At 61.5% G+C, this 22,602-nt stretch carries 13 protein-coding genes; all 13 read right to left on the reverse strand.

Going from position 1 to position 22,602, the window contains the following annotated elements:
• Positions 1–2: 2 nt before the first annotated feature.
• The 13 genes from mutS to VQ071_RS09235 all read right to left on the reverse strand — a co-directional run bounded on the left by mutS (position 3) and on the right by VQ071_RS09235 (position 22,523).
• Positions 3–2,723: a DNA mismatch repair protein MutS gene (mutS, locus tag VQ071_RS09175; protein WP_340513661.1), complete on the reverse strand. Its 2,721-nt coding sequence runs from the start codon at positions 2,721–2,723 to the stop codon at positions 3–5.
• 458 nt (positions 2,724–3,181) lie between these two features.
• Entirely contained in the window at positions 3,182–4,732 is a 1,551-nt protein-coding gene (locus tag VQ071_RS09180; RefSeq protein ID WP_340513663.1) for a putative amidoligase domain-containing protein, read from the reverse strand.
• A 251-nt stretch (positions 4,733–4,983) separates the two neighbouring features.
• Entirely contained in the window at positions 4,984–5,541 is a 558-nt protein-coding gene (locus tag VQ071_RS09185) for an outer spore coat protein CotE (RefSeq protein ID WP_340513665.1), read from the reverse strand.
• Between the two features lie 116 nt (positions 5,542–5,657).
• On the reverse strand, positions 5,658–6,650 hold the full coding sequence (locus VQ071_RS09190) for an aromatic acid exporter family protein (RefSeq protein WP_340513666.1): 993 nt from the start codon (positions 6,648–6,650) through the stop codon (positions 5,658–5,660).
• Between the two features lie 144 nt (positions 6,651–6,794).
• Positions 6,795–7,856: a Gfo/Idh/MocA family protein gene (locus VQ071_RS09195; protein ID WP_340513667.1), complete on the reverse strand. Its 1,062-nt coding sequence runs from the start codon at positions 7,854–7,856 to the stop codon at positions 6,795–6,797.
• A 66-nt stretch (positions 7,857–7,922) separates the two neighbouring features.
• A complete protein-coding gene (locus VQ071_RS09200; protein WP_340513668.1) occupies positions 7,923–11,738 on the reverse strand; it encodes a malectin domain-containing carbohydrate-binding protein in 3,816 nt (1,271 codons plus the stop codon).
• Positions 11,739–11,771: 33 nt separating this feature from the next.
• Positions 11,772–12,761, reverse strand: coding sequence for a Gfo/Idh/MocA family protein (locus VQ071_RS09205; RefSeq protein WP_340513669.1), 990 nt, complete (start codon positions 12,759–12,761; stop codon positions 11,772–11,774).
• A gap of 19 nt (positions 12,762–12,780) precedes the next feature.
• Complete coding sequence (locus VQ071_RS09210; RefSeq protein ID WP_340513670.1) at positions 12,781–14,430, reverse strand: hypothetical protein; 1,650 nt, start codon at positions 14,428–14,430, stop codon at positions 12,781–12,783.
• Positions 14,431–14,475: 45 nt separating this feature from the next.
• A complete protein-coding gene (locus VQ071_RS09215) occupies positions 14,476–15,366 on the reverse strand; it encodes a carbohydrate ABC transporter permease (protein WP_340513671.1) in 891 nt (296 codons plus the stop codon).
• Positions 15,367–15,441: 75 nt separating this feature from the next.
• Positions 15,442–16,341 (reverse strand): ABC transporter permease, encoded by a 900-nt coding sequence (locus VQ071_RS09220; protein WP_340513672.1) that lies wholly within the window; start codon positions 16,339–16,341, stop codon positions 15,442–15,444.
• Positions 16,342–16,542: 201 nt separating this feature from the next.
• On the reverse strand, positions 16,543–18,366 hold the full coding sequence (locus VQ071_RS09225) for a cache domain-containing sensor histidine kinase (protein WP_340513673.1): 1,824 nt from the start codon (positions 18,364–18,366) through the stop codon (positions 16,543–16,545).
• A complete protein-coding gene (locus VQ071_RS09230) occupies positions 18,363–19,619 on the reverse strand; it encodes a response regulator transcription factor (protein WP_340513674.1) in 1,257 nt (418 codons plus the stop codon). The genes VQ071_RS09225 and VQ071_RS09230 overlap by 4 nt, the downstream gene beginning before the upstream one ends.
• Before the next feature lie 141 nt (positions 19,620–19,760).
• On the reverse strand, positions 19,761–22,523 hold the full coding sequence (locus VQ071_RS09235; protein WP_340513675.1) for an alpha-mannosidase: 2,763 nt from the start codon (positions 22,521–22,523) through the stop codon (positions 19,761–19,763).
• Positions 22,524–22,602: the final 79 nt, after the last annotated feature.

The raw sequence follows: 22,602 nt of genomic DNA on the forward strand, positions 1-22,602 counted from the left end.
ATTCAATCCCCTTTTCCGATCAAATGGTTGCGGGCGTCGTTCAGCCACTCCATCGCTTGCAAGGGCGTCATCCGCATGATGTCGAGTTTCTTGAGCTTGTCGAGCAGCTTGTCCGACTCCGGATATTTGCTGCGCGCCCGCTTCGCCTCGTCGGCCGCCGCCGACTCCTCGAACATCGACAGCTGCAAAATGCCGGGAGACGGCGCATAGTCGGCCTGCGGCGAGACGGCCGCCGCCGTCTGTCCGCCCTGCTCCCGCCGCGGCTCGGCCGCTGCTGCAAGCGCCTCGCCGGACGGCGCTTCCTGCGGCCCGGGCGCGCTGCGCCCGGGCTCCGCGCCCGCCGACTCGAGAAGGCCGTAGGCGCGCGTGACGATCGAGTCCGGCAGCCCCGCCAGCTGCGCGCAATAGATGCCGTAGCTCGAGTCGGCCGCGCCGGGCACGAGCTTGCGCAGGAAGGTCACGCCGTCCGCGCTCTCCTTCACGGCCATGCAGCCGTTGCGAAGGCCCGCCAGCGTCTCCTCGAGATGCGCCAGCTCATGATAATGCGTAGACACAAGCGCCTTGCAGCCAATCCGGTCGTGGACATATTCGATGACGGCCTGCGCGATTGCCATGCCCTCGTCCGTCGAGGTGCCCCTCCCGAGCTCGTCGATGATGACGAGACTGCGCGCGGTCGCCTGCTCGGTCATGATCTGGATGTCTTTCATCTCGACCATGAACGTGCTCTGCCCGCCGACCAGATCGTCCGCCGCGCCGATCCGCGTGAAAATCCGGTCGACGATCGGCAGCTCGGCCCGCGCGGCGGGGACGAAGCAGCCGATCTGCGCCATGATGCAGATCATCGCGACCTGGCGCATATAGGTGCTCTTGCCCGCCATGTTCGGACCCGTGATGAGCAGGATCGCACCGCCCTCCCGCGTGAGCGAGGCATCGTTGGAGATATAGGCGGCGCCCTCGGTCACCGCCTCGACGACGGGATGCCGTCCTCCCTCCACATGCAGATCGTAGCCGTCGCTCCAGACGGGACGGACGTAGCGGCGCTCCGCGCTCGCCTCGGCGAGCGACTGGAGCGCGTCCAGGCTCGCAACCCGCTCCGCGAGCCGCTGCAATCTGGGAATCTGCAGCGCAATATCGTCGCGGAGGGCGGCGAACAGCTCGTACTCCAAATCCACCATCCGATCCTCGGCTTCGAGGATGAGGGCTTCCTTTTCCTTGAGCTCCGGCGTGACGTAGCGCTCCGCGTTGGCGAGCGTCTGTTTGCGTTCGTAGCGGCCTTCGGGCAGCGTCCCCAGATTCGCGCGCGTCACCTCGAGATAGTAGCCGAACACTTTGTTGAAGCCTACTTTAAGCGACTTGATGCCCGTCGCCTCGCGCTCGCGGCGCTCCAGCTCGGCGATCCAGGTCTTGCCGTTCTTGCTGGCCTCGCGCAGCTCGTCGAGCCGCTCGTGATACCCGGAGCGGATCAGCCCGCCCTCGCGAACCGAAACGGGCGGCTCCTCCGCGATCGCGGCCGCCACCGCCTGCCCGATATCCTCGCAGGCATCGAGCGCATCCGCAAGTGCGGACAGCGGACCGCTCCCGAGCTCGGCGCAGATGTCCTTGAGCATCGGGATGCGCGACAGCGAGGCGCCGAGCGCGTTGAGATCGCGCGCGTTGGCCGTGCCGTAGGCGATCCGTCCGACGAGCCGCTCCAGATCGTAAATATCCGCCAGCGCGTCGCGCAGCTCCTGACGGAGCATCCAGTTGCCGTGCAGCGCCTCCACGGCATCGAGACGGCCGTCGATCGCCGCGCGGTCCAGCAGCGGCTGATCGATCCAGCGCCGCAGCTGCCGTGCGCCCATCGCCGTGCGCGTGCGGTCGAGCAGCCACAGCAGGGAGCCCTTGCGCGAGCGGTCGCGCACGGTCTCCGTCAGCTCGAGGTTGCGCCTCGTGAAGGCGTCGAGCGCCATGAACTGCTGCGGGTCGTAGCGCTTGACGGCGCGCAGATGGGCCAGCGAACGCTTCTGCGTCTCGCCCAGATAATCGGCGAGCCGCGCGACGGCGAGCTTGGACACCGCCTCGTGCGCGTCCCACCGCTCCTCGGGGAACTGCGCGGCCAGCTTGGCATCCGGGGCATCCGATTGCCCGCGCACCGTCGCGACGAGCGCTCTGCCCGAAGCGCGGGACGCTTCGTCGAGCAGCGCGAGCGAGCGGGCGTCTCCGACCCCTTCGGCGGGGCGGTAGACGTTGAGCTCGTTTTTGACCGCCTCGACCGTTGCCGCGAAGGACGTCACATACAGCTCGCCCGTCGTCAGATCGCACGCGGCGAGCCCGAAGCGCCCCTCCTGCTCGGCCGCGCCGACGATAAAGTTGTTCGCCGTCTCGCCGAGCGACTTGGCCTCCATCACCGTGCCCGGGGTCACGATGCGCACGATCTCGCGCTTGACGACGCCCTTCGCGGCCTTCGGATCCTCCACCTGCTCGCAGATCGCTACCTTGTAGCCCTTTTCTACCAGCTTCGCTATGTATCCTTCGGCAGAATGGTGGGGCACCCCGCACATCGGGATGCGCTCCTCCAGCCCCGCGCCTCTGCCGGTCAGCGTAATCTCGAGCTCGCGAGCCGCCGTCAGCGCATCATCAAAAAACATCTCATAAAAATCGCCGAGCCGGAAGAACAACAGCGCATCCTTCGCCTCTTCCTTCACGGACAAATATTGCTGCATCATCGGGGTGTAGCCGGCCATAGCAACCTCCATTAATTCGCCTAAACTAATCAATCTATTATACCAAGCTTTGCGGAGTTCGTCGTGCTAGAACGGCAAAACGGCGCGAAATGGCAATACGCGGGTCGAACGCTACAGCGATTAAATGCGATTGTGCAGTTATTTTTCTCTTGCCGGCCCGCTTGAACCGGATAGCTGCAAATAAGCAGCTAATATCCGCAAACAGGCGGCGATCCCGCGAAAAGGAGAGAAATAGCTGCAATGGGGCAGTTAAATCCGGCATTACGGGGGCATCAGGCAAAATTAACTGCTAATAGGCAGTTAATGGCGGCGCATCAGTGTGCGGGGAACGGCAGGGGCGCGCGGCTCGACGGGCGGCCGCGGCGGGCGGGGCTCGGGAGCGGCGAGCAACGCTATCGTCATGTCGCTGCAGCGCAGGCCCATCGGAACCGCGGGACGCCGCGGTCCGATGCGCAAGCTTATTCAGGGATGCGCCACCGCCGCCTGATGTCGACGCTCTCGTCCCACACGCGCCCGCGGGCGATGTCATCGAACAGCGGGGCCACGGCATCGCGGTAGCGCGAATAGGCGGGGAGCGCCTCCAGCGCGGCGCGCACGGCGGCGGCGGCGGCCCGGAGCGGCGCCGGATCGCCCTCGTCGTAATAGGCGTCGCGCTGCGCGTCGTCGTCCAGCGGGCGGCAGGCGGCCAGCTCGCGCGCATGCTCCGCCGCGAGCTTCGCCAGCGACAGCGTCCCGAGCGCGAGCCGCGGCGAGACGAGCCAGCTCGGCGGCGTCCGATACTCGAAGCCGCCATGCGGCTTCGGCCGGCAATCGCCGAGCGCGCCGTAGCGCGGCCGCCGCCGGCCCGCGCCGGGCGGCTCGAGCAGCCGCAGCGGCAGCGCGAGGACGTTGTCGAGCGCCCGCAGCCGCTGCGCCGTGAGCGCGACGCCGCTGAAGTGCAGATGCCCGCCCAGCGGCAGGCCGCGCACGGGCGCTGCGCCGGCCCGCCAGCGCAGGCCGGCCCCTGCCGTGCGGCCTGCGGCGTCTTGCAGCAGCAGGCGGATGCGCTGCGCCAGCACGGCCGGCTCCCGCGACGGCCGCGGCCGCAGCTCGGCGAGCGGCCACCGCTGCACGCCGCGCACGACAACCGAGTCGCAGCCGGCGGCCTCGTCCCGGCCGAAATAACGCGACGCCGGCACAATGCGGCCCGACGCCGTGAGCATGACGAACTCGGGGTCGGCTCCGAGGCGCGCCTCGGCCGCCCCGCCTCCCGCCTCCTCGCGCCAGCGCGCGGCGAACGCGCTCACCGCAGACGCGAGCCGGCGCGAGCCGGCCTCGTCGAGCCCGCCGATCGACGGCGTCAGCCCGACGATAACCCCTCGGCGGCCCGACCTGTCCACCTGCCAGGTCACGGTGCCCAGCTCAAGTCCGAGCGCATAGAGCGCCCGCGCCGAGGCGCGCGCCAGCCGTCTCGCCAGCTCGCGCGCGCCGATATGCTCGCCGGGATCGGGCCGGATGACCGGCGCCTCCATGCCGAAGACGGTGACCGCATATTGATTCATCTGCCGGCCGGACGCTGCGCTGCCGCGGGCAAGCCGCCAGCCCGTCCCGCCGCCCGCATCGCCCGTCTCGATCGCCGAGCGGAGCCCTTCGCGCCCGAGACGCCGGTCCAGCTCGCCGCGCGGCAGCGCTTCGATCGCCGCTGCGGACGCATTCCAGCGCCAGGCTCCCGCGCGGCCGGCTGCGGCTGCAGCCACGGCATCGCTCGCGCCGAGATGCGCCGCGCGGCTGCTTGTCTCCATCTGTCCGCAGCCGCTCTCCCCGACGCAGATCACGACATCCGATGCGTCCGGCCGGCCGCGCTCCGGCAGCCGCCTGCAGCCGGCCGACGCCAGCAGCCCGGCGGCGGCGCCTTCTCCTTTTACCCATACGGTTCCCTGCGCCGGGGAGCTATCCCCGAACCGGAGAGCGCCGGCATCGTCCCGGGCGCGCCCCGCGGTGCCAGCAGATGTCGCTGCGGACTCTCCCATCGCCATCCCCCCGCATCAAACACGGGAAGGGCCGTCCCGCCGACGGTTGAACGTCGAAGCCGGATGACCCTTCCCTGTCTCAGTCCATGTCCCGAAGCCGGCAGCCGCCTGAAGACCGCGTCCGGGCCTGAGCCCGTGCGTCTTGAGCGTATTCTCCGGTATCGGGCAGATTTTACCGAACGAAGCAGGCATCCGCCCTCGACTCTTCCATCGCTTCTGCATAGACATAAGTACCGGCCGTGGCGGGCCGCTTACAGATCGTCTTCAAGCAGGTCGGCATCGAGGTCTTCGTAATCGCCGTCGTCCAGTGCAAAATCCGCGTCCTTGCCGTCGTCGAAGCCGTTCGGATCTACTACCACGCATACTTTGGTCTCAGCGACCATCTCGACCGCGAATTCGCGCTCCACGCGAATCAGCACCGAAGTGCCGCCTCCGCCGATCAGCGCTTCCACACAGTTCGGTTCCTGCGTCGCATCCGCAGAGACTTCTTCCGTGGAGCTGCGATGGCGGGGGTCTACATACGAGAGCGGCACGAGCTCGGAGTACGAGATCGTCTCCTTGGCGACGTCGGTCTGGGAGTTCTTGTCGTACGAATACCAGATGTTGATATCGTAAGACCCGACCACTTCGATGCCGTCACCCGAACGAACCGCTTCGTACTGGTGATTGATGATCCATGCCCCGAGAATGCTGGTGGGATGGTGCGGCGGCGTGACCGAATGGGTTATCGTCGAGAATTTGCGGCCTTTGCCGCAGACTGCCTTCGTGATAATTTCCCTTCGCTGCAGCCGTTTATCCGCAAGCGTCATGCAATGACCTCCTCCATACAATCAATTCAATAAAAGTCTATGCAGGACATTCGTCTAGAGTGACAAAAATGTATCCATGCATTGACGCTCCGTCTCTTTGATTGTATGCCGGTCCTTTAACGCGAAGACCTGCGCATTTTGCCTCTGCGCCCGACCGTCAGATATCTGCGCAGCTCCCTGCACAGGTGCAGCAGCGCGGCGCGGATCTCGAACTCCTGCCGGGTGGCCGGCAGCGGCATCGCCTTGAACTCGCGCTCGAGCAGGTCGAGCTCCCGCTCGGTCGTGCCCTCGTAAAATTCGGAGCGCACATCGCGCGTGAGCCTGTCAAAAAGGGATGCGATCGCCTCGGCCTGCGGAACGCTGGACGATACGAACGCAACGTTCTCCATCATGAGCTGGATCATGTCGAGCTGCTCCCTGCGCATGCCGAAGTACAGCAGCCACGGCTCGTCCTGACGGATCAGCCGGTTCTCTCTGGCCCGCTGCGCCGCCTGCAGCCCTTCCTCGATCGCGGCTTCCGCCTTCAGCAGCTCGTCGCCGCTCCATACGGTGCCGGGATCGCGCAGGAACTTCGCCAGCTCGCCGAGCGTCGCGGCGAACATAGCCTCCGTCGTCCGCCGCAGCATTTCAAGCGACTTGGCCTCCCTGGGCATGTAGACCAGATTGAATATCGTCGCGGAGCCGAGTCCGATCGCCAGCAACGCCAGCTCCGTGCCGATCGTATGCCACGATACAATCCCGCTATGGAACAACTGGAACACGATGACGGCGCCCGTCACGATGCCTTCCTTCATTTTAAGACGCGTGAGCAGCGGGAACGCGATCAATATGTATACGGCAAGCGCCCAAATATGGAAGCCCGCCGCGGCGAACAGCGCCGATGCGACGACGAGACCGATCGCCGAAGCCGCGAAGCGCGCGTACACGGTCATAATCCCCCGCCAGCGGGTCGTATCGACGCCCAGTATGGCGAGTATGCCCGCGGCCTGCGGATTGTCGACATGCAGCAGCATCGCGATATAGATTGCCGCCAGCGCAGCCAGCGCCGTCTTCATCACCCGCAGGCCGATGAGGCGACTCAGCTTGTTTGCGCCTTCCTTCACGTTCATGCCCATTCCTCCGGTTTTGCGCGAGATGCTCCTTCCACCATCGTACCTGTTCGGGGGAAAGGCGTCAAAGCGACGGCGGAAAGCCCGTCGGAGTTTTATCCCGACGGGCTTTTGTTCTCGCATATACCGGTCTGCGGTAGCCGCTCAGCCGAATACGATCTCCTTGCCTTGCTCGGCCGACTCGTAAATGCCGCACAAAATTTTCATCATCTCTACGCCGTCCTGAATGGGGCTAAGCGGAGCGCGATTTTCCCGGCAGCATGTTATGAAATGATCGATCTCATTTTGAAAGGCCCGATCGGCATCGAACGATGCATGGTCCGTCTGCGGCGTCAGCGTGACGATCGTATTTGACTTTTCGGAGACCAACAGCACCTCGGGATCGATCTCGAGTCCGCCTTTGTCCCCGTACAGGCGCACCAGGGTCTCGTCTTTGCGCGCATGCAGCGTGAAGCTCACATCCACCATCAGGGAGGCGCCGTTATCGAACCGGATCAATGCGTTGGCCATATCTTCTACAGTGTTCGATTGATTGTCGTAATCCGCAGACTTGTAAAACGTCAGCCCCTGCACATGGCTGCGCAGCCCCAGTTTCTTGTACGTGTTGCCGCTGATCGACTTCACCTTGGGCCGGCCCATCATATACCAGCAAAGATCGATAATATGAACGCCCAGATCGATGAGCGGCCCGCCGCCGGATCTCGCCTTGTCGGCGAACCAGCCGCCCGGATTGCCCAGACGCCGCAGACAGGAGGCTTTGGCATAATAGATGCCGCCCAGCTCTCCCTCATCGATCCAGCCCTTCAGCATGGCCGCATTCGGATCGTATCTGCGCACATAGCCGATTTGCAGCTGCTTGCCGCTCCTCAGTACGGCTGTCTCCACTTCCAACGCTTCTTGAACCGTCATACAGAGCGGCTTCTCGACCAGCACATGCTTGCCGGCTTCCAGCGCCTGAATGGCGAACGGCGCATGCGTGTTGTTCCAGGTGCAGATGCTGACCGCATCTACGTGAGGGTCGGCCATCATCGCCGCATACTCGGTATATACTTGCGGAGCTCCGTATGCCGCCGCCTGCGCCGCCGCGCGCTCCGCGTTCATATCGCACACCGCATATATTTCCGCATCCGCGTTGTTCCGGTACGCATTCATATGATAGTTGGAAATGGAGCCCGTACCGACGATGCCGACTTTGATTTTTCCCATTGCCGCTCTCCACCTTCGCTTTACGCTGCTGAATGTATGATAGCCTCTAGGTGCCGGACCGCCCCGTCAGCCTGTGCGCACGACCTGGATCGCACCGACCGCCGCCGCATCGCTGAGCGCGGAGAAGTCGATATCCAGCACGCCGTCCGTCACGGCGATCTTGGCGAATTCGCATCTGCGCGCCTTGTCGTGCCCAAGCGCGGCCGTATAGTTGTCGTAGCCGGACAGCATATTCGCGCCCTCGATGTCGACGTTGAATACTCTTATGCCGCCGGTATTAAAGTAGATCTCGGCGAAGTCCAGCGTTACCTTGTAGGTGCCGTTCGGCACGTTGAATTTATAAGCGAACGGATTGCCGCCGCTGCCCAGGCGCTGCGTGCGGTACAGCGTCTGATCGCTCGTCCCGGAGATCGTATCCGTCGTCGTATCGACGACTGTTGTTGATGTCGTGTAGCCCCATGTGTTCGTGCCTGAGTACGGCTGATCGGCCGCCCATACTTTGCCGTCCGCATCGGTGTACGCCGTCGTCGATCCGACGTCCACCCGCTGCTCGTATCCGCCGACCACGGTGATCGTCCAGGTTTTCACGGTGCCGAAGGCAGCGACGCCGTCCTGAATCATACCTGCGCTGAACGTGTAGGTGCCCGGCGTCGTCGGCGCCTGAATGCTGAACGAGAAGCTCTTGCGCTGGCCGGCGACGATCGTCTCCGTGCCGGACAGGAAGATACGCTGGTTGGTTGCGCCAAGACTGTAGCCGCCGGCGCCGAAGTCGCCCCAGCCGAATTGATTGGTCGGACCGGCATAGAGTCTGAACAGGCCCGCCTCCGTCCAGTTGTTCGCCCCTGCATTTTGTACTTCGATGTTCACGCCGGCCTTGGAGCCGGCAGCCATGACGGCAGGCACGTCCCACGCTGCGAATTTGGCATCCCGCGGAGCGGCCACGTTGACCGTAAATGTTTTCGTAACGCCAAACCCGCCGCTGCCATTGTCCATTTGCATGGAGAGCGTGTAGGCGCCCGGCGTCGTCGGCGCGGTCACGAAGAAAGAGAACGTTTTGGCTTGCTCGGTCTTGATGCGCTCCGACGCTCTCATATATACCTTCTGATTCGTCGCGCTAACGCTTGTACCGCCATCGGGGAACCTGCTCCAGGTCAATTGATTCGTCCCCGCGCTTTTTAGCGTATAGTTGCCCGCCCGCGTCCAATCGCTCGTCCCCGTGTTTTTGAAGGTGACCGACACGGGTACGACATCGCCCGGCGCCACGTACTCGGGAACATCGTCGTTGAAGCTCAGCGCGTTGTTGGCGGAGGCGCCGCTCGGCGTGACCCGAATATCGTAGACACCCGTATCTCCGAACAGCGCGACGCCGTCCTTGATCATCTGGACTGCGAAGGTGTATACGCCCCGCGTACGCGGTGCCGTAATCGAGAAGCTGAACGTTTTGCTCGCGCCGGGCGCGATGCTGTCCGTGCCGCTCAGATACGCCCGCTGATTGCCGGCGCCGCTGCTCGATCCGCCGCTGGCGAACGCGCTCCACAGCACCTCGTTGCGGTCGGGGATCGCAGCCAGCCGGAAGTTGTCGGCAGCCGTCCATGTAGCGGTGCCGACATTTTTCACGGTGACGGACACCGTGGATACCTGCTCCTCCGTCATGACGGACGGGACAGTGACTGCCGTGATTCGCGCCGCGTTCGCCGGAGCCGATACGACCTGAATCGTCTTTTTGCGATTGTCGCCGAACGTCGCCGTGCCGTCCTTGATCATCGACGTTCCGAACAAGTAGCTCCCCGGCGTCGTCGGCGCCTGCACCTGGAAGGTGAACGTCTTCGTCTGCTGCGGCTGAATGCTGTCCGCCGGCGCCAGGAATACCCGCTGATTGCCCGCAGCCAAGGAATAGCCGCCGTCCGGAAAGTCGCTCCAGATCAGCGCATTGTCCGTGGTGGCGGACAGTCTGTACAGATTCGCCTCCGTCCAGGCGGCGCTGCCCACATTGCGAACCGTGACGCTTGCCGTATACTTTTGCCCCGCGATCATCTGATCGGGAAGCTGGGCATCCAGGATGATGGCGTCGCTTGCCACGGCGCCCTTGACCTTCTGCCGGATCAGCGAAGCGTACGTATACGGATCGACCGCCTCGTAGTTGTACTCCGGATGCTCCGCGATGATCTTTTTCATCACCTGGCTGATATATTCGGTGGACGAAAACGCCGGCTTGATGTACAAGAAGTTCGGCGCCGTCCCCGGACTCGTCAGCGTTGCCGTCACATTGTAAATGTAGGCAGCCTGGCCGTTGACATCGTTGTTGGCGATCGGCACATTGTCGCCCATGACGACCATGTTCGTGCTGCGCACATCCGGCTTGGGCGAACTCAGATTCGGATTGTAAAAGAGCGACAGATCGTTCGAGAACCAGCGATACGCCTCCTCCGAGGCCGGCGTGACGGGACCGGCGTTGCCGTTCAGGACGAAGCCCGACATCGTATAGCCTGTCGAACGGTAGAGCCGTTCGTTCCAATTGCGCCACACGGACGCATCGTGCACGTAATCGGGATTTGCATAACCTGCCGCTCCCGCACCGGCGACAAAATAGTCGTTCGAGGTTGCCGTGTCGTACAGGAACTGCATCAGATCGCCCGCATTCCGCGTGCTTGGCACGATGTTCCAGGCGATCGGCGTTTTGCCCCGGGCAGGATCCGAATTCCACACATACGGGAATTGATAATGAACGGTAGAGGCGTCGTGATCGCCCATCCCCCACAGGATGTACGTCTTGTTGGCCAGCACCGGGCGGCTGCCGGCTTCGGCGGCAGGCTTCAGGTCCGTCGCGACCGGCGCCCACCAGTGAACCGACATATTCGCGTCGCCCATCGTATCGATGACATTGACGATAGCGGCGTTATACTTGGACAGATGCTCGACCATCTTCCACTCGCCCTCGAACTCGGTATGGCTGCCTTTGCCGCCATAAGTCGAATATTTGTCCCACCAGGGGAAAAATCCGTAAACCTCGATCATACTTTTGCTGCCGTACAGCGTATAAGCCGACTGCATAATGGCGAGGAAGGTGTCCAGATCCTTGCCCAGCGTCTGATTGGGCGCATCGAATGCGCGCTCGTCGCCCCATGGGCTGAGATCGAACACGAAGGCCTTGCGCATGACCAGGATGTCCCGGACCGACGTATACTCCTGGGAATGGGTAATGGGCTGTCTCGCATACGCGTCTTCGATATAGCCAAGTACACCCGCATTGGCCAGCCCTGTGTCCAGATACTGCTGCTTTGCCCATACATAGGCATCCGTCTTGGCGTTGTTGCCGGTGAACTGACCGACCAGATTCCGCGAGACGGTCAGGCTGTTGGGCGCGGCGGTCAGCCTGGCGTACAGGCGTCCGCCGCCCATGACAGCCGGCGTACGCTCGATGCCCGCGATCGTCGTCGCGACGTTGGCGGTCGCATCCACCTTCGGATCCCAGACGACGAGGCCGGCCAGCTCGGATCTGAACGTGCTGACCAGCGCTTCGATCGAAGCGAGCGGCGTGACCGTATATTCGCTCAGCCACTGTCCCGGCTTGCGGAAGGTATCCAGCCATTTCTCGTCGATCTGCATCGCTTGAGACGGCGTGATGGACGGCGTCTGGACATAAAAGGAATTGTAGACGTAAAGCCGCGGCCCCTTCTGATTGACGATGCCTTGCAGGCTGGACACGAACAGCTTGATGTCGTAGGATTCGGCGGTATTGAACGTCCCCGACACCGTCCGCAGATCGAACGTGTAGATGACGGGGAAGGCCGCGGCCGCAGCCGGTCTGGCCTGGAAGCCCGACCAGCCGGACACGGCGAGCGCGAGCATGAGCAGCACTTTGAGCAATCGATTCATCGTCATGAGACAGCCTCCGATTCGATCGAATGAATGGCCTTATCTAACGGATTCCAATTGTCCCGATTCACTGGATCTGCGCGCCAGCAGGACGGCTCTCGCCGACGCGACACAGTCGGCGGCGGACAGAATCTGCGGCTGCTGGCCGCGAATTCTGCGCACGAAGTCCAGACATACGCTGTCAGGCTCACGGGAATCTTCCATTACATTGCGGTGATTGTGATCATGCGTGCACAGAATGACCTCGCCCGACTTGGACAGCACCTCGATCGTGCCGTCCGTACCGATCACGAGCATCCGGCAGTCCCATGCCGTACCACGCGGCGTCAGCCAGTCCGCTTCGATATGGACCGTGACGCCTCCTTCCAGCACGAACAGCGCCTGGGCGAAGTCGACATAGTCCGGCTTGTCCGCAAAGAAGCGGGTATGCAGCGAGCGGGCCGTCACTTCGCGGACTTCGCCGCGGCACATCCACAAGGCCAGATCGATGTCGTGGATCATCAGATCCACGATCAGACCGCCGTTGCGGGCGTTGTCGTACATCCACGGCTCCTCCCGCTGGGCGGTGGATTCGTGCGGCCGCATCATGATGCAGCCCGCGATCTCGCCGATCGCGCCTTGATCGATCAGCTCCTTGGCCTTGACGTACAGCGGGTTGAAGCGCTCGGTCAGCAGGACCGAGCACTCGGCGTCCGAAGCGGCGATCTGCCGCTCCAGCCGCGTTAGCTCGTCTTCGGTAATCGAGACGGGCTTGTCCGAGATCGCATGCTTGCCCCGCTTCAGGCATTCGATGACCGCATCTGTCTTCAGATCGTTGGGCAGGCAGACGATGGCCGTATTGCAATCGACCTCGTCCAGCATGAGCGAATAATCCCGGTAGAACGGAACGCCGTAGCGCTCCGCCACCGCCCGCCAGCGTTCCTCCGTCTCCATGACGGCGACCAGCCTGACGTTTTCCGCCTTCAATATTTCCTGGATCGCGTACTCTCCGTGAATCCGCAGCCCGATCGCGACGACTTTTAGCTCCATATTTGACCGCCCATCCGCATTATTGCTGATTTTTCTGCACATAGTCGGCGATCAGCTTCAGCTTCTCGGCCGTCACTTCCGGCTCGCCGATCTTTTTGAAGTTTTCGAGCATGTCCTTGGTGATCTTGCGGACTTCTGCCTCCGAATCGGCGAAGATTGCCTTGGCCTCCCACTTGCTGATCTCGGGCCACAGGTTCGGCCAGTGCTTGTCCCAGACCGGGCCGGTGCCGGAGAAGTTGAACGGCACGTTTTGCTCGCCGACGGCCGGCAGCCAGATCGTCTGCGCCATTTGGAATTCGTCGGTGCCAGGCATGACAGTCGGACGCGGAATGACTGGCGCATTGAGCAAATTGTAATAGAAGACGCCGGAGCTTGTCTCGAAGCTTCTGTCCGCCTTGTCCTGCTGCGCCTTCACCTCAGGCTTCGGCTCCAGCAGACCGTCCGCATTTTTGACATAGAACTCGCCTTCGGGACCCGTGCTCAAGATGGTGGCGCCCTCGTTGCTCACGCTCCAGTTGAGGAATTCCATCAGGCGCTCCATGTTGCGCGTGTTTTCGGCGAACTTCTTGGAGACGGTCAGCGCCTGGGCCATCGTGAAGCTGGACTCCTGATAGACCGGCATCGGCAGACCCGGCACCTGGATCGGCGGGTTCGGGATGAAGCGCTTGGCCGGATCTTCGGCCTTCAGCGCACCGTTGGCGGTGTCCATCGGGCCGTTCGTATTAAGCGTGAACCCCACGCGGCCCGAGCTCAGCTTGGCCTGGTACTGCGCGGGCTGCTGGGTGATCGTCTCCCGGTCGAGCAGACCGTCCTTGTAGAGCTTGTTCATAAATACCATGTAGTCTTCGATGTGCGGATTGTTGAACCACCAGGTCAGCGTTTTGTTATCCGCCGACAGGTTGAACCAGTTTTGAGTCCAGGAATACATGAGCAGTTGGCGGAAATTGTCGAAGGAGGCCGGGATGATCGGCTTGCCGTCCACGTCCGGAATTTTTTCTTTAAACGCTTTCAGTACCGCATACAGCTCGTCCGTCGTCTTCGGCGGCGACATGCCCACTTGCTTCAGCCAGTCCTCGCGGATCATCGGGCCGATGACCATCTGCATGACGTCTTTGTTCGCCGCCGGATTGCCGGGAATCATGTACATTTTGCCGTCTTTTTTGCTGGCATAGGTCACTTTGTTAAAATCCGGATCGGTATACTTCAGCAGGTCCGGATACTTGGCCAGCCACGGGTCGAGATCGGCGATATAGCCCGCTTCCGCCCACTTGTTGGCGATGGCGTTGTTGATGTCGTCCGTCAGGATGCTGACCACATCCGGGATGTCGCCGCTCGCCAGCATCGTGTTCATCCTGTCCGCCGGCGTTTTCGTGTTGGCAGCCGTGAGCTGGATATCGATGTTTTTGTTCTCCAGCAGCCATTGGTGCATCCGGTTGTTCGCCTGCGGCGCATTGTCGAACGTGTGCATGATCATGACGTTGACCTTGAGCGGCTCTTCCTTCGCGGTTGCTCCCGATGCCGATGCCGCAGCCGAAGAAGTTGCCGATGCCGCGGCTGTGCCCGTAGGCTTGCTGTTTGTATTGCCGTTGTCTTTGGCGCATGCGGCGAGCGAGGCCCCGATCATGGAGACGGACATTAGCGTCGCGATCAGCTTGGCTTGTTTTTTCATATGGACGACTACCACCCTTGTTTTAAATTTGTTGGAAGCGATTCTCTAGCCTTTTAATGAGCCGATGATCACTCCCTTCACAAAATAACGTTGGAGAAACGGATAAATCGTCAATATGGGCAGGACGACGACGATCAGCATGGCCATCTTGACCGACTCGGCCGTCACGGTCCGCCTCGAGCTCTCGCTCAGGTTCACGACGCCGTAAGCCATCGTACCCGTCTCGTTCTGATTGATGTTCATCACCTTCATAAGGAGCGTCTGGAGCGGCAGCAGATGTTCGTTCGTCGTGTAGATCACGGCGGTCAGATAGTCGTTCCAGTGTCCGACTGCGGCGAACAGCGCCATCGTGGCGAAGATCGGCAGACTGAGCGGCACCGCGATCCGGGAGAAAATCGTCAGGTCGCTCGCCCCGTCAAGCTGTGCCGAATCCTCCAGCTCCTGCGGCATGGCGCGGAAGAAGGAACGGAAAATGAACACGGAGGCGGCGCCGTAGAGCGAAGGAACGACGTAAACCCAAAAGCTGTTGAGCAAGTGCAGCGACTTGTACAGCATATAGGTGGGGATGAGTCCGCCGCTGAAAAACATCGTCAGAATGAGCATCACATTGATGACGCTGCGGCCCTTCAGCCGCTGCTTGGACAGGCCGTATGCCATCAGCGAGACGAGCACGATCGAGAGCAGCGTCCCGATCGCCGTCCGGCATATCGAGATCGTGTACGCATTCACAATGTCGCTTCTGGAGAAGACCGCCGCATAGTTGTCGAGCGTGAACTTGCGGGGCCAGAAGTTGATGCCGCCGCGCGAAGCGTCCAGCCCTTCGTTCAGCGAGATCGCGGCGATGCGCCAGAACGGAAACAAAAAGCTGAAGCAGAGCACGCTCAGAAAGATATAGTTGAACCATTGAAACGTCTGTTCCCCACGCGTTGGCTTCATGTTGACCTCCCGGTGTCCTCAAGATGAATCGGCATTAGTGCGTGTCTGAAAACCCTCGGAGTATTCAGACTCGCCCTAGAAGACGCCGTCTTCTCCAAACTTTTTGACGATAAAATTTGCTGTGACGAGCAGGATCAACCCGATGACGGACTTGAACAATCCGACGGCAGTCGCGAGCTCGTAGTTGGCCCGGAATACGCCGACCTTCATCACATACGTATCGATGATCTCCGCCCGGTCGAGCACCATGTTGTTCTGCATCGCATAGATCTGCTCGAAGCCCGCGTCCAGGAAATGCGCGATATTGAGGATGAACAGCAGGATGATCGTCGCCCGGATGGCCGGCAGCGTAATATGCCATACCTGGCGCCAGCGGTTCGCGCCGTCCACGACGGCGGATTCGAACAGCTCCGGATTGACCGAGGCGATCGACGCCAGGAAGATGATCGTCCCGAAGCCGATGCCCTTCCAGATGTCGGAGGCGAGGATCATGCCCCAGAAATAATCCGGATCGCCGAACCAGAATACCGGCTCCTTGATCAGGCCGAGGCTCGCAAGCGCCTCGTTGATGAAGCCGCCGTCGACGCTGAACAGATCGTACCAGATGCCGGTGATGACGACCCAGGATACAAAAAATGGAAGATAGGAAATCGTCTGCGCCAGCCGCTTGAACAGCCGGCTGCGCACCTCGTTGAGCAGCAGCGCCAGCAGGATGGGCGCCGGGAAGCCGAACAGCATCTTCAGCAGGCTGATCGAGATCGTATTGCGCAGCAGTACGGGGAAGTTCGGACTGCCGAACAGCTCCCTGAAATGAGCCAGCCCGACCCATTCGCTGCGGAATACGCCTTTGATAATGTCGTAGTCCTTGAATGCGATGAGCACGCCGTACATGGGCTGATAGGCAAAAACGAGAAACCAGACGACGCCCGGGAGGACGAACAGATAAAGATAGCGATTATTCCATACGCTCTGCAAATCGACACTCCCTTTTGTTCTGTAGTTGCGCTTGCTGACTCTAAGTATAAAGAGGGAGCGGCGGACTCAGAATCCACAATTCTACGGGACTGGTTTAAAAATTCTACGCATTTTGTATCCGCTTGCAAAATGATACGGCATCGGCCTCCGAAGCGCGCAACAGCGCCCGTCGCTGCGCGCGAGGGGCGCTGTTGCGCCGTCCTATACGTCTCTCACTACAGGAATCGCGATCGTCACCTTCGTCCCCACGCCCGCCGCGCTTTGGATCGTCACCCCGTACGCCGGCCCGTAGTGCAGCCGGATGCGCTCGTGCACGTTGCGGATGCCGTAGCCGTTGCCGTAGGGAATCAGTTCGGCCGCGGGCGGCGCGGCCATCCCTACGCCGTCGTCCTCGACCTCGAATACCAGATCGTCGCCGGCGCGTCGCGCGCGAATCGCGATCGCAGTCGTTCCTGCCTTGCGCTCCGCGCCGTGCAAAATCGCATTTTCCACGAACGGCTGCAGGATCAGCTTCAACGTCAGACACGATTCGATATCCGCCTCCACCTCATAGGTTACGGCGATGCGCTCCTCCAGACGGATTTTCTGAATTTCCGTATAGGCCCGCAGATGGCGGATCTCCTCCCTGACCGCCAGCAGCGGCAGCCCCTTGTTGAGCGACAAGCGGTAAAAGGTGGCCAGATGATTGACCATACCCATGATTTTGTCATTCTGACCGTCCATCGCCATCCAGTTGATCGTCGCCAGCGTATTGTACAGAAAATGCGGGTTGATCTGCGTCTGCAGCGCCTTGAGCTCGGACTCCCGCTGCGTCTGCTGGCTGGCCGTCAACTGCTCGACCAGCTCCCTGAGCTTGCGGATCATCCGGTTGTAGCTGCGGGCCAGCGCACCGATCTCGTCGCGGCCGTCGATATCCACCTTCACGTCGAGCGTCAGATCCTCCACGCTCTTCATCTGGGCGGACAGCACGGACAGCCGCCGCGCGATCATCCGGGCCAGCGCCAGCGCGAGCAGCAGGCTGACCAGCAGGCACACCGCGCCGACCGCGATCGTGAACTGCCTGACCGTCTTGGCCCCCGCGAACAGTCGGTCGTACGACAGCACCCGCACATACAGCCAGCCCGAATCGCCGGCCCGCTCGTACAGCACCATTTTGTCCGCGCCGTCCAGCTTCATGCTGAATTTGCCCGCCGCGCCGCTGCCGGCTATCGCCATCTTCTCCGTTAACGCTGCCGTGAGCGCCCCCGGCACGGCAGCGCCGCTCCCAGCGCTCGCATAAATCGTCCGCAGCTTGTCGTCCGCGACGAACATATAGTCGTCCCGTCCGGCGCCGGCTGCCGCGAAGTCTCCGAATATGCGGTCATAGCGGACGAACAGTTCGAAGACGCCGGTCAGCTTTTCGTAACCATATATCACGGGCTTAATGATCGCGACCCGCCTCGCATGCTCCGCTCCGCCCGTCTCTCCGGCCAGCCGGTAATCGGGTCTGTTCATCTCGTCCGTGACGATCCAAAATTTGCGCTTGGACAGCGCGATATAGTCGTTGATCGTATAGTTGTCCAGTTGCGCGAAGTATTCGTTATACCAGCCGGTATGGGCTATATAATCGATATCGATCAGCACGTCGCCGGATTCGGGCAGCGTCGGGTTGTTTTTGTATAAAATGAGAGTCTCGATGCTGCTGTCCTGCTTGCCGACCTCGAAGTAGCGCGAGATCGTGTTCAGGAAGGCGAAGGAATAATCGCCTGGCGACGTATAGGCAAACGAGACCGCGCCGACGAACTTCGAATCCGACACGAATTGGCCGAGCAGCTGATCGTAATTGTTGAGCTTGTATTCCGTGTTCAGGACGACCTGCGACAGCGTCTGCCGGTACGATTCGCTCGCCTGCTCGTAGACGTACTTTTGCATGCTGGCGTAAAAGGCAGCTCCGAGCGCCAGGATGGACAGCAGCACGAGCAGGCCGTAACAGAACATCATCTTGTGCTTGATCGAGATGTCGTGAACGCGCTGCGGCAGCCTCATTCGGAAGTCCGCCCCATCAGCGTCTCCCTGTATTCCTTGGGACTTGCGCCGTACATATTTTTGAACACGACGCTGAAGTACGACGTGCTGTTGAAGCCCGTACTCTCTGCGATCTCGTATATTTTGCGCTGCGGGTCAGCCAACTGAGTCCGGGCATGACGCATCCGCACGCCGGTCACATAATCGGTGATCGTCTCGCCGGTCTGCTCCTTGAACAGATTGCTGATATAGTTGGGCGTGAGGTACACCGTCTTGGCCAGTTCCTCTACCGTGATCGGTCCGGCATACCGGGCCTCGATGTAGGCTTTGATCCGCTGCACGGGCGATTCCTTGTTGATGGCTTGGGCATCCCCGAGTAGAATCGTCTCATCGAAACCCGGACCGGCCCTCCGCGACAGCTCGGCGGCGGCTCGCAGGTACGACTGGGCAAATGCGAAGGGATCGCGTATGCCGGCGCCGACGCAGGCGGCCAGATGGCAGCCAAGCTCGATGTTCGCATACGAACGAAGCGCTTCCAATATATTCAGCGATTGTTCCTCCTGCGCGGCTGCTACCCAGATCAGTTCGCCTCCGTCCGACCAGAAGGATGCGGACCAACGCAGTCCCAGGCAGAGGCGCTCCAATTTTTGCGCCAGCCGGATATCGCCGCTTTCTTTTTCCTTTTTGCCGGCCTTCATCGGCTCATCCGTCTGCAAGACGCCGATGACATATTCAGCCTCCGCAGGCATGCCCGCCTCGCACATGCCTGCGGAGGCCGCCGCCGGATCGGCCAGGCGTCCCTGCAGCAGGTCGCGCAGCAGCTGGCGCACGGCGAGCGGCTTGCTTTTTTCCATTTGACGCTGCAGACGGAGCCGGGTCTCTTCGAGCCTGGCCTCTTCTTCGCAGGCGGCGGCGACCGACTGAAGCGTATTGAGCAAATCCGGGAAATACAGCGGCTTCAGCAAATAGGCGGTGGCGCTCAGCTCGATCGCCGTGCGCGCATATTCAAAATCGTCATAACCGCTTATAATGATGATCTTCAAGCGCGGATTGAGCGTCCTCGCGTGCTTGGCCAGCTCCAGACCGCCCATGATCGGCATTTTAATATCGGTCACCAATATATCGGGGGGCGCGTCGCGCATGAGTCTGAGCGCCTCCTCGCCGTCGGGCGCCGTACCGGCCAGGACGAGCCCCATTTGCTCCCAGGGCACATGCCGGACGATGCCTTCCCGCTGGATTCGTTCGTCATCCGCGATCCATACTGTCCATGTCATATCGGAGCCTCCTTCCGGCAGGGCTGTCGCAGTCGTGTGCGAAACGATTCGACAGCATGTGCATTAATTCGACGGCGCTTCTGGCGTTTCCTTCCCGCTCCGGCGGCTATCCAAGGCATAGACCGGAGGAGCGAGTCCGATTTAAACTTTCCAACAAAATCCGATCGTGACGATCTGCCGGGGCCCCGCCTTGACGGCGATCTCTCCCCGAAGGGTGTCCAGCTTCTGCAGCGGCTCCTCGTTCAGGTTGAGCAGATGGACTTCATCAAGCTCCCGACGGCAGATCAGCCGGCCGCTTGCTTCCCGATCGGTCGTGTTGAACAGACGCACGATCCAGCGGTTCTCCCCCTCCTCGGCAGCCTTGAGCGCACTGATCTGCAAGCCTGCCCCTTCTATTGAGAGAAACGATGCCGTGAGCGGCAGATTCGCTTCCCTGCGATAGGGCGATTGTCTCCATACGCGGCCCGCGGGGCGCTCCCCGGTCCGGATGCCGGCGACATAGCGCTGATGCGTCAGCCACAGTCCGCTCTCATAATCGTCGTCGACGCGTCCGGCTTCGATGGCGTACTCGAACGTCATCGTCCGCAGCTGCTGCCCCCCGTCGCCCGGATCGGTGCCGACCTCTTTGGCCGTACTGCGGAACAGCGTCAGTCCAAGCGCGCGGTTATCGTCTTCGCGCAGACATACTTCATAGAGCCCTTTGCTGAAAATCGCGATTCCTGCTTTTCCGTCGTTCGCGGCTAAAATGCCATTGTGCGGAAATGCTTCGTACGGCTTGCGCAAATAGCCGGATTGATCCGGCTGGCGCAGCGGGCGCTTCACCAGATCGAACGGCGTGCTGGCGGCATAGCTGTCCGTATCGAGTCCCGTCGGGAACCAGACGCCGAAGCGGTGGTCGCGCACCGTGTTGTCGACGACCGTGCGGCAATAGACCTTCGGATCTCCGCGCAGCAGCGTGACGAACGTCGTGACCGGATAGTCCGTCCACTCTTCGCTGCGCCGCATTCCCGACGTATCGATGCCCCTCGGCAGCCGCATAAGGGTACAAATGCGCAGACAGGTGGCATACGGGCCATCGTATACGATGGACAGCTGCGCAGGCGAGCCGGCGGAGGTGAAGCGTTCATTGGCAATCGGCGCCATATGCGTCCAGCCGTCTCCGATGTCTCCTTCGTCTTCGAAGCGCAGCAGCCCGCGGAACGTATGGCCCGTCTCGCTCTCGGTGATGTCGATCGTGCCGTCCGGCTGCACCTCCACCCGGACCCGTCCTGTGTCCCACGTTCGTGCGCGAATTTGCTGGGAGCCCGGATGGCGCACGGGGGCGACGAGCTTCGGCGCGCTATACTCGAGCGGTCCGTGCCAGTCCAGCTCGAAGGGCTCTACCGTATACGCCGCATAGCCGAACGGAGGCACCGCCGCATGCAGCGCCAGCCGGTACACGTCGCTGATCCGGCCGCGCGGGAGCTCGCGATACGGCCTGTACATCTCCGTATGTCCGCGCTGCACCGACAGCACCTGATAGGCGATCTCGCGCCGGTCTCCGTCGAAGATTTTGAAGGAAGTCCCTTGCAGATTGTGTTCGGCCATGCGCACGGAGGCGTCGGAGCCGACCGGCAGCGCCAGCTCGACTTGTACGATGCCGTCCACCGCGCTCTGGGACATATTGAATACGGCCAGCACCTGCTTGCCGTCGACCCGGCCCTCGTCCAGATGGTCGACGATATATTGAACGCTCTCCTTCACGAGTCCGTCGCCGATCAATCTGGCCTGGTCGAACCGGTAGATCATGTCCCGGTGGACCTGATCGATCGAGCAGCCGCAGATCGAATCGTGCGGATGGTTCTGCAGCAGATGCGCCCAGGCTTCGGTCAAAAATCCCGCCGGATAGGGCTTGCCCGCAGCTGCTGTCAGAACGCCGAGCGGCTCCGCCCATTTCTCCAGCAGATTCTCGCCATGCTGGTTGTGCTGCTTGAGATGAATGCGGGACGACAGCACATTTTCCGGCACCCAGTTGTTGATGCCGCTGTACCCGAGCGCGCGCTGCTCGCCTTTGTGAACCCGCAGGTCCTGCACTTTTTTCCTCAGATCGACCACGTATTGTTCGATCGTGGCATGGACGAATTCGACGCCCGTACCTTCGCTCAGCGTCCGCAGCAGCCCAGCCAGCTGCGGCTCGATCTCGACATGGTCCACCCCGTCCATGCCGATCGCAATATCGGTTGTCGCGCGTTCATTTTTGAATGCGAGCAGCCGGTTCGCGCGCTGAATCAGCTCCTCCGTATGGCCGGCATAATCGTCATCCCGGTCGAAAAACGGCCAGCGCACGGCAAAGTAAAAATCGCTGTAGGAACGGTCCTCGTCCAGCTTCAGTCCAAGCACCCGGCTGCCGTCCGCGCCTTCCCACCACAGCTCGGACGGATCGCCGTCCCCGTGGAAACCTCTGAACAACATGGCGTGATCGATTCCGAACCCTTGAAGCAGCTGCGGCAACTGACTGTTATGACCGAATATATCGGTCACATAGCCGGACCGGACAGGCTCGGCCCCCCATTTGCGGCTGTCCCGGATGCCCTTCAGCAGGTTGCGGATCAGCGACTCGCCGCTGACCAGAAACTCGTCGGGCATGACGTACCAGGGTCCGATCCGAATTCGCCCGTCGGCGATCAGCTTCGCCAGCCGGTCCCTCCGTTCAGGCCGGATAGCCATATAATCGTCCAGCATGATCGTCTGTCCGTCCAGCATGAAGTAGCGGTACTCGTCGTCCCGCTCCATATGTTCGATAAGCTCGTCCATCATATGCACCAGCCGCAGGCGGAAGCCTTGGAAGTCCTGATACCATTCACGATCCCAATGGGTGTGGGACAGGATGTACATCTTGTTTATTTTTCGAATTGCTTCGCTCACGATGCTAGCGCCTCCTAAAATCCAAGTATATAATATATCATTATAAATGTACGGGCGCTCCACCACAATAATATGTTAT

This window comes from Cohnella sp. 56, assembly GCF_037963805.1.
GTDB lineage: Bacteria > Bacillota > Bacilli > Paenibacillales > Paenibacillaceae > Cohnella.

What these genes read in the sequence shown, in the direction of transcription:
- mutS (WP_340513661.1), bottom strand. Translation starts at nt 2,723, where the DNA reads ATGGCCGGCTACACCCCGATGATGCAGCAATATTTGTCCGTGAAGGAA.
- VQ071_RS09180 (WP_340513663.1), bottom strand. Translation starts at nt 4,732, where the DNA reads ATGGGAGAGTCCGCAGCGACATCTGCTGGCACCGCGGGGCGCGCCCGG.
- VQ071_RS09185 (WP_340513665.1), bottom strand. Translation starts at nt 5,541, where the DNA reads ATGACGCTTGCGGATAAACGGCTGCAGCGAAGGGAAATTATCACGAAG.
- VQ071_RS09190 (WP_340513666.1), bottom strand. Translation starts at nt 6,650, where the DNA reads ATGAACGTGAAGGAAGGCGCAAACAAGCTGAGTCGCCTCATCGGCCTG.
- VQ071_RS09195 (WP_340513667.1), bottom strand. Translation starts at nt 7,856, where the DNA reads ATGGGAAAAATCAAAGTCGGCATCGTCGGTACGGGCTCCATTTCCAAC.
- VQ071_RS09200 (WP_340513668.1), bottom strand. Translation starts at nt 11,738, where the DNA reads ATGACGATGAATCGATTGCTCAAAGTGCTGCTCATGCTCGCGCTCGCC.
- VQ071_RS09205 (WP_340513669.1), bottom strand. Translation starts at nt 12,761, where the DNA reads ATGGAGCTAAAAGTCGTCGCGATCGGGCTGCGGATTCACGGAGAGTAC.
- VQ071_RS09210 (WP_340513670.1), bottom strand. Translation starts at nt 14,430, where the DNA reads ATGAAAAAACAAGCCAAGCTGATCGCGACGCTAATGTCCGTCTCCATG.
- VQ071_RS09215 (WP_340513671.1), bottom strand. Translation starts at nt 15,366, where the DNA reads ATGAAGCCAACGCGTGGGGAACAGACGTTTCAATGGTTCAACTATATC.
- VQ071_RS09225 (WP_340513673.1), bottom strand. Translation starts at nt 18,366, where the DNA reads ATGAGGCTGCCGCAGCGCGTTCACGACATCTCGATCAAGCACAAGATG.
- VQ071_RS09230 (WP_340513674.1), bottom strand. Translation starts at nt 19,619, where the DNA reads ATGACATGGACAGTATGGATCGCGGATGACGAACGAATCCAGCGGGAA.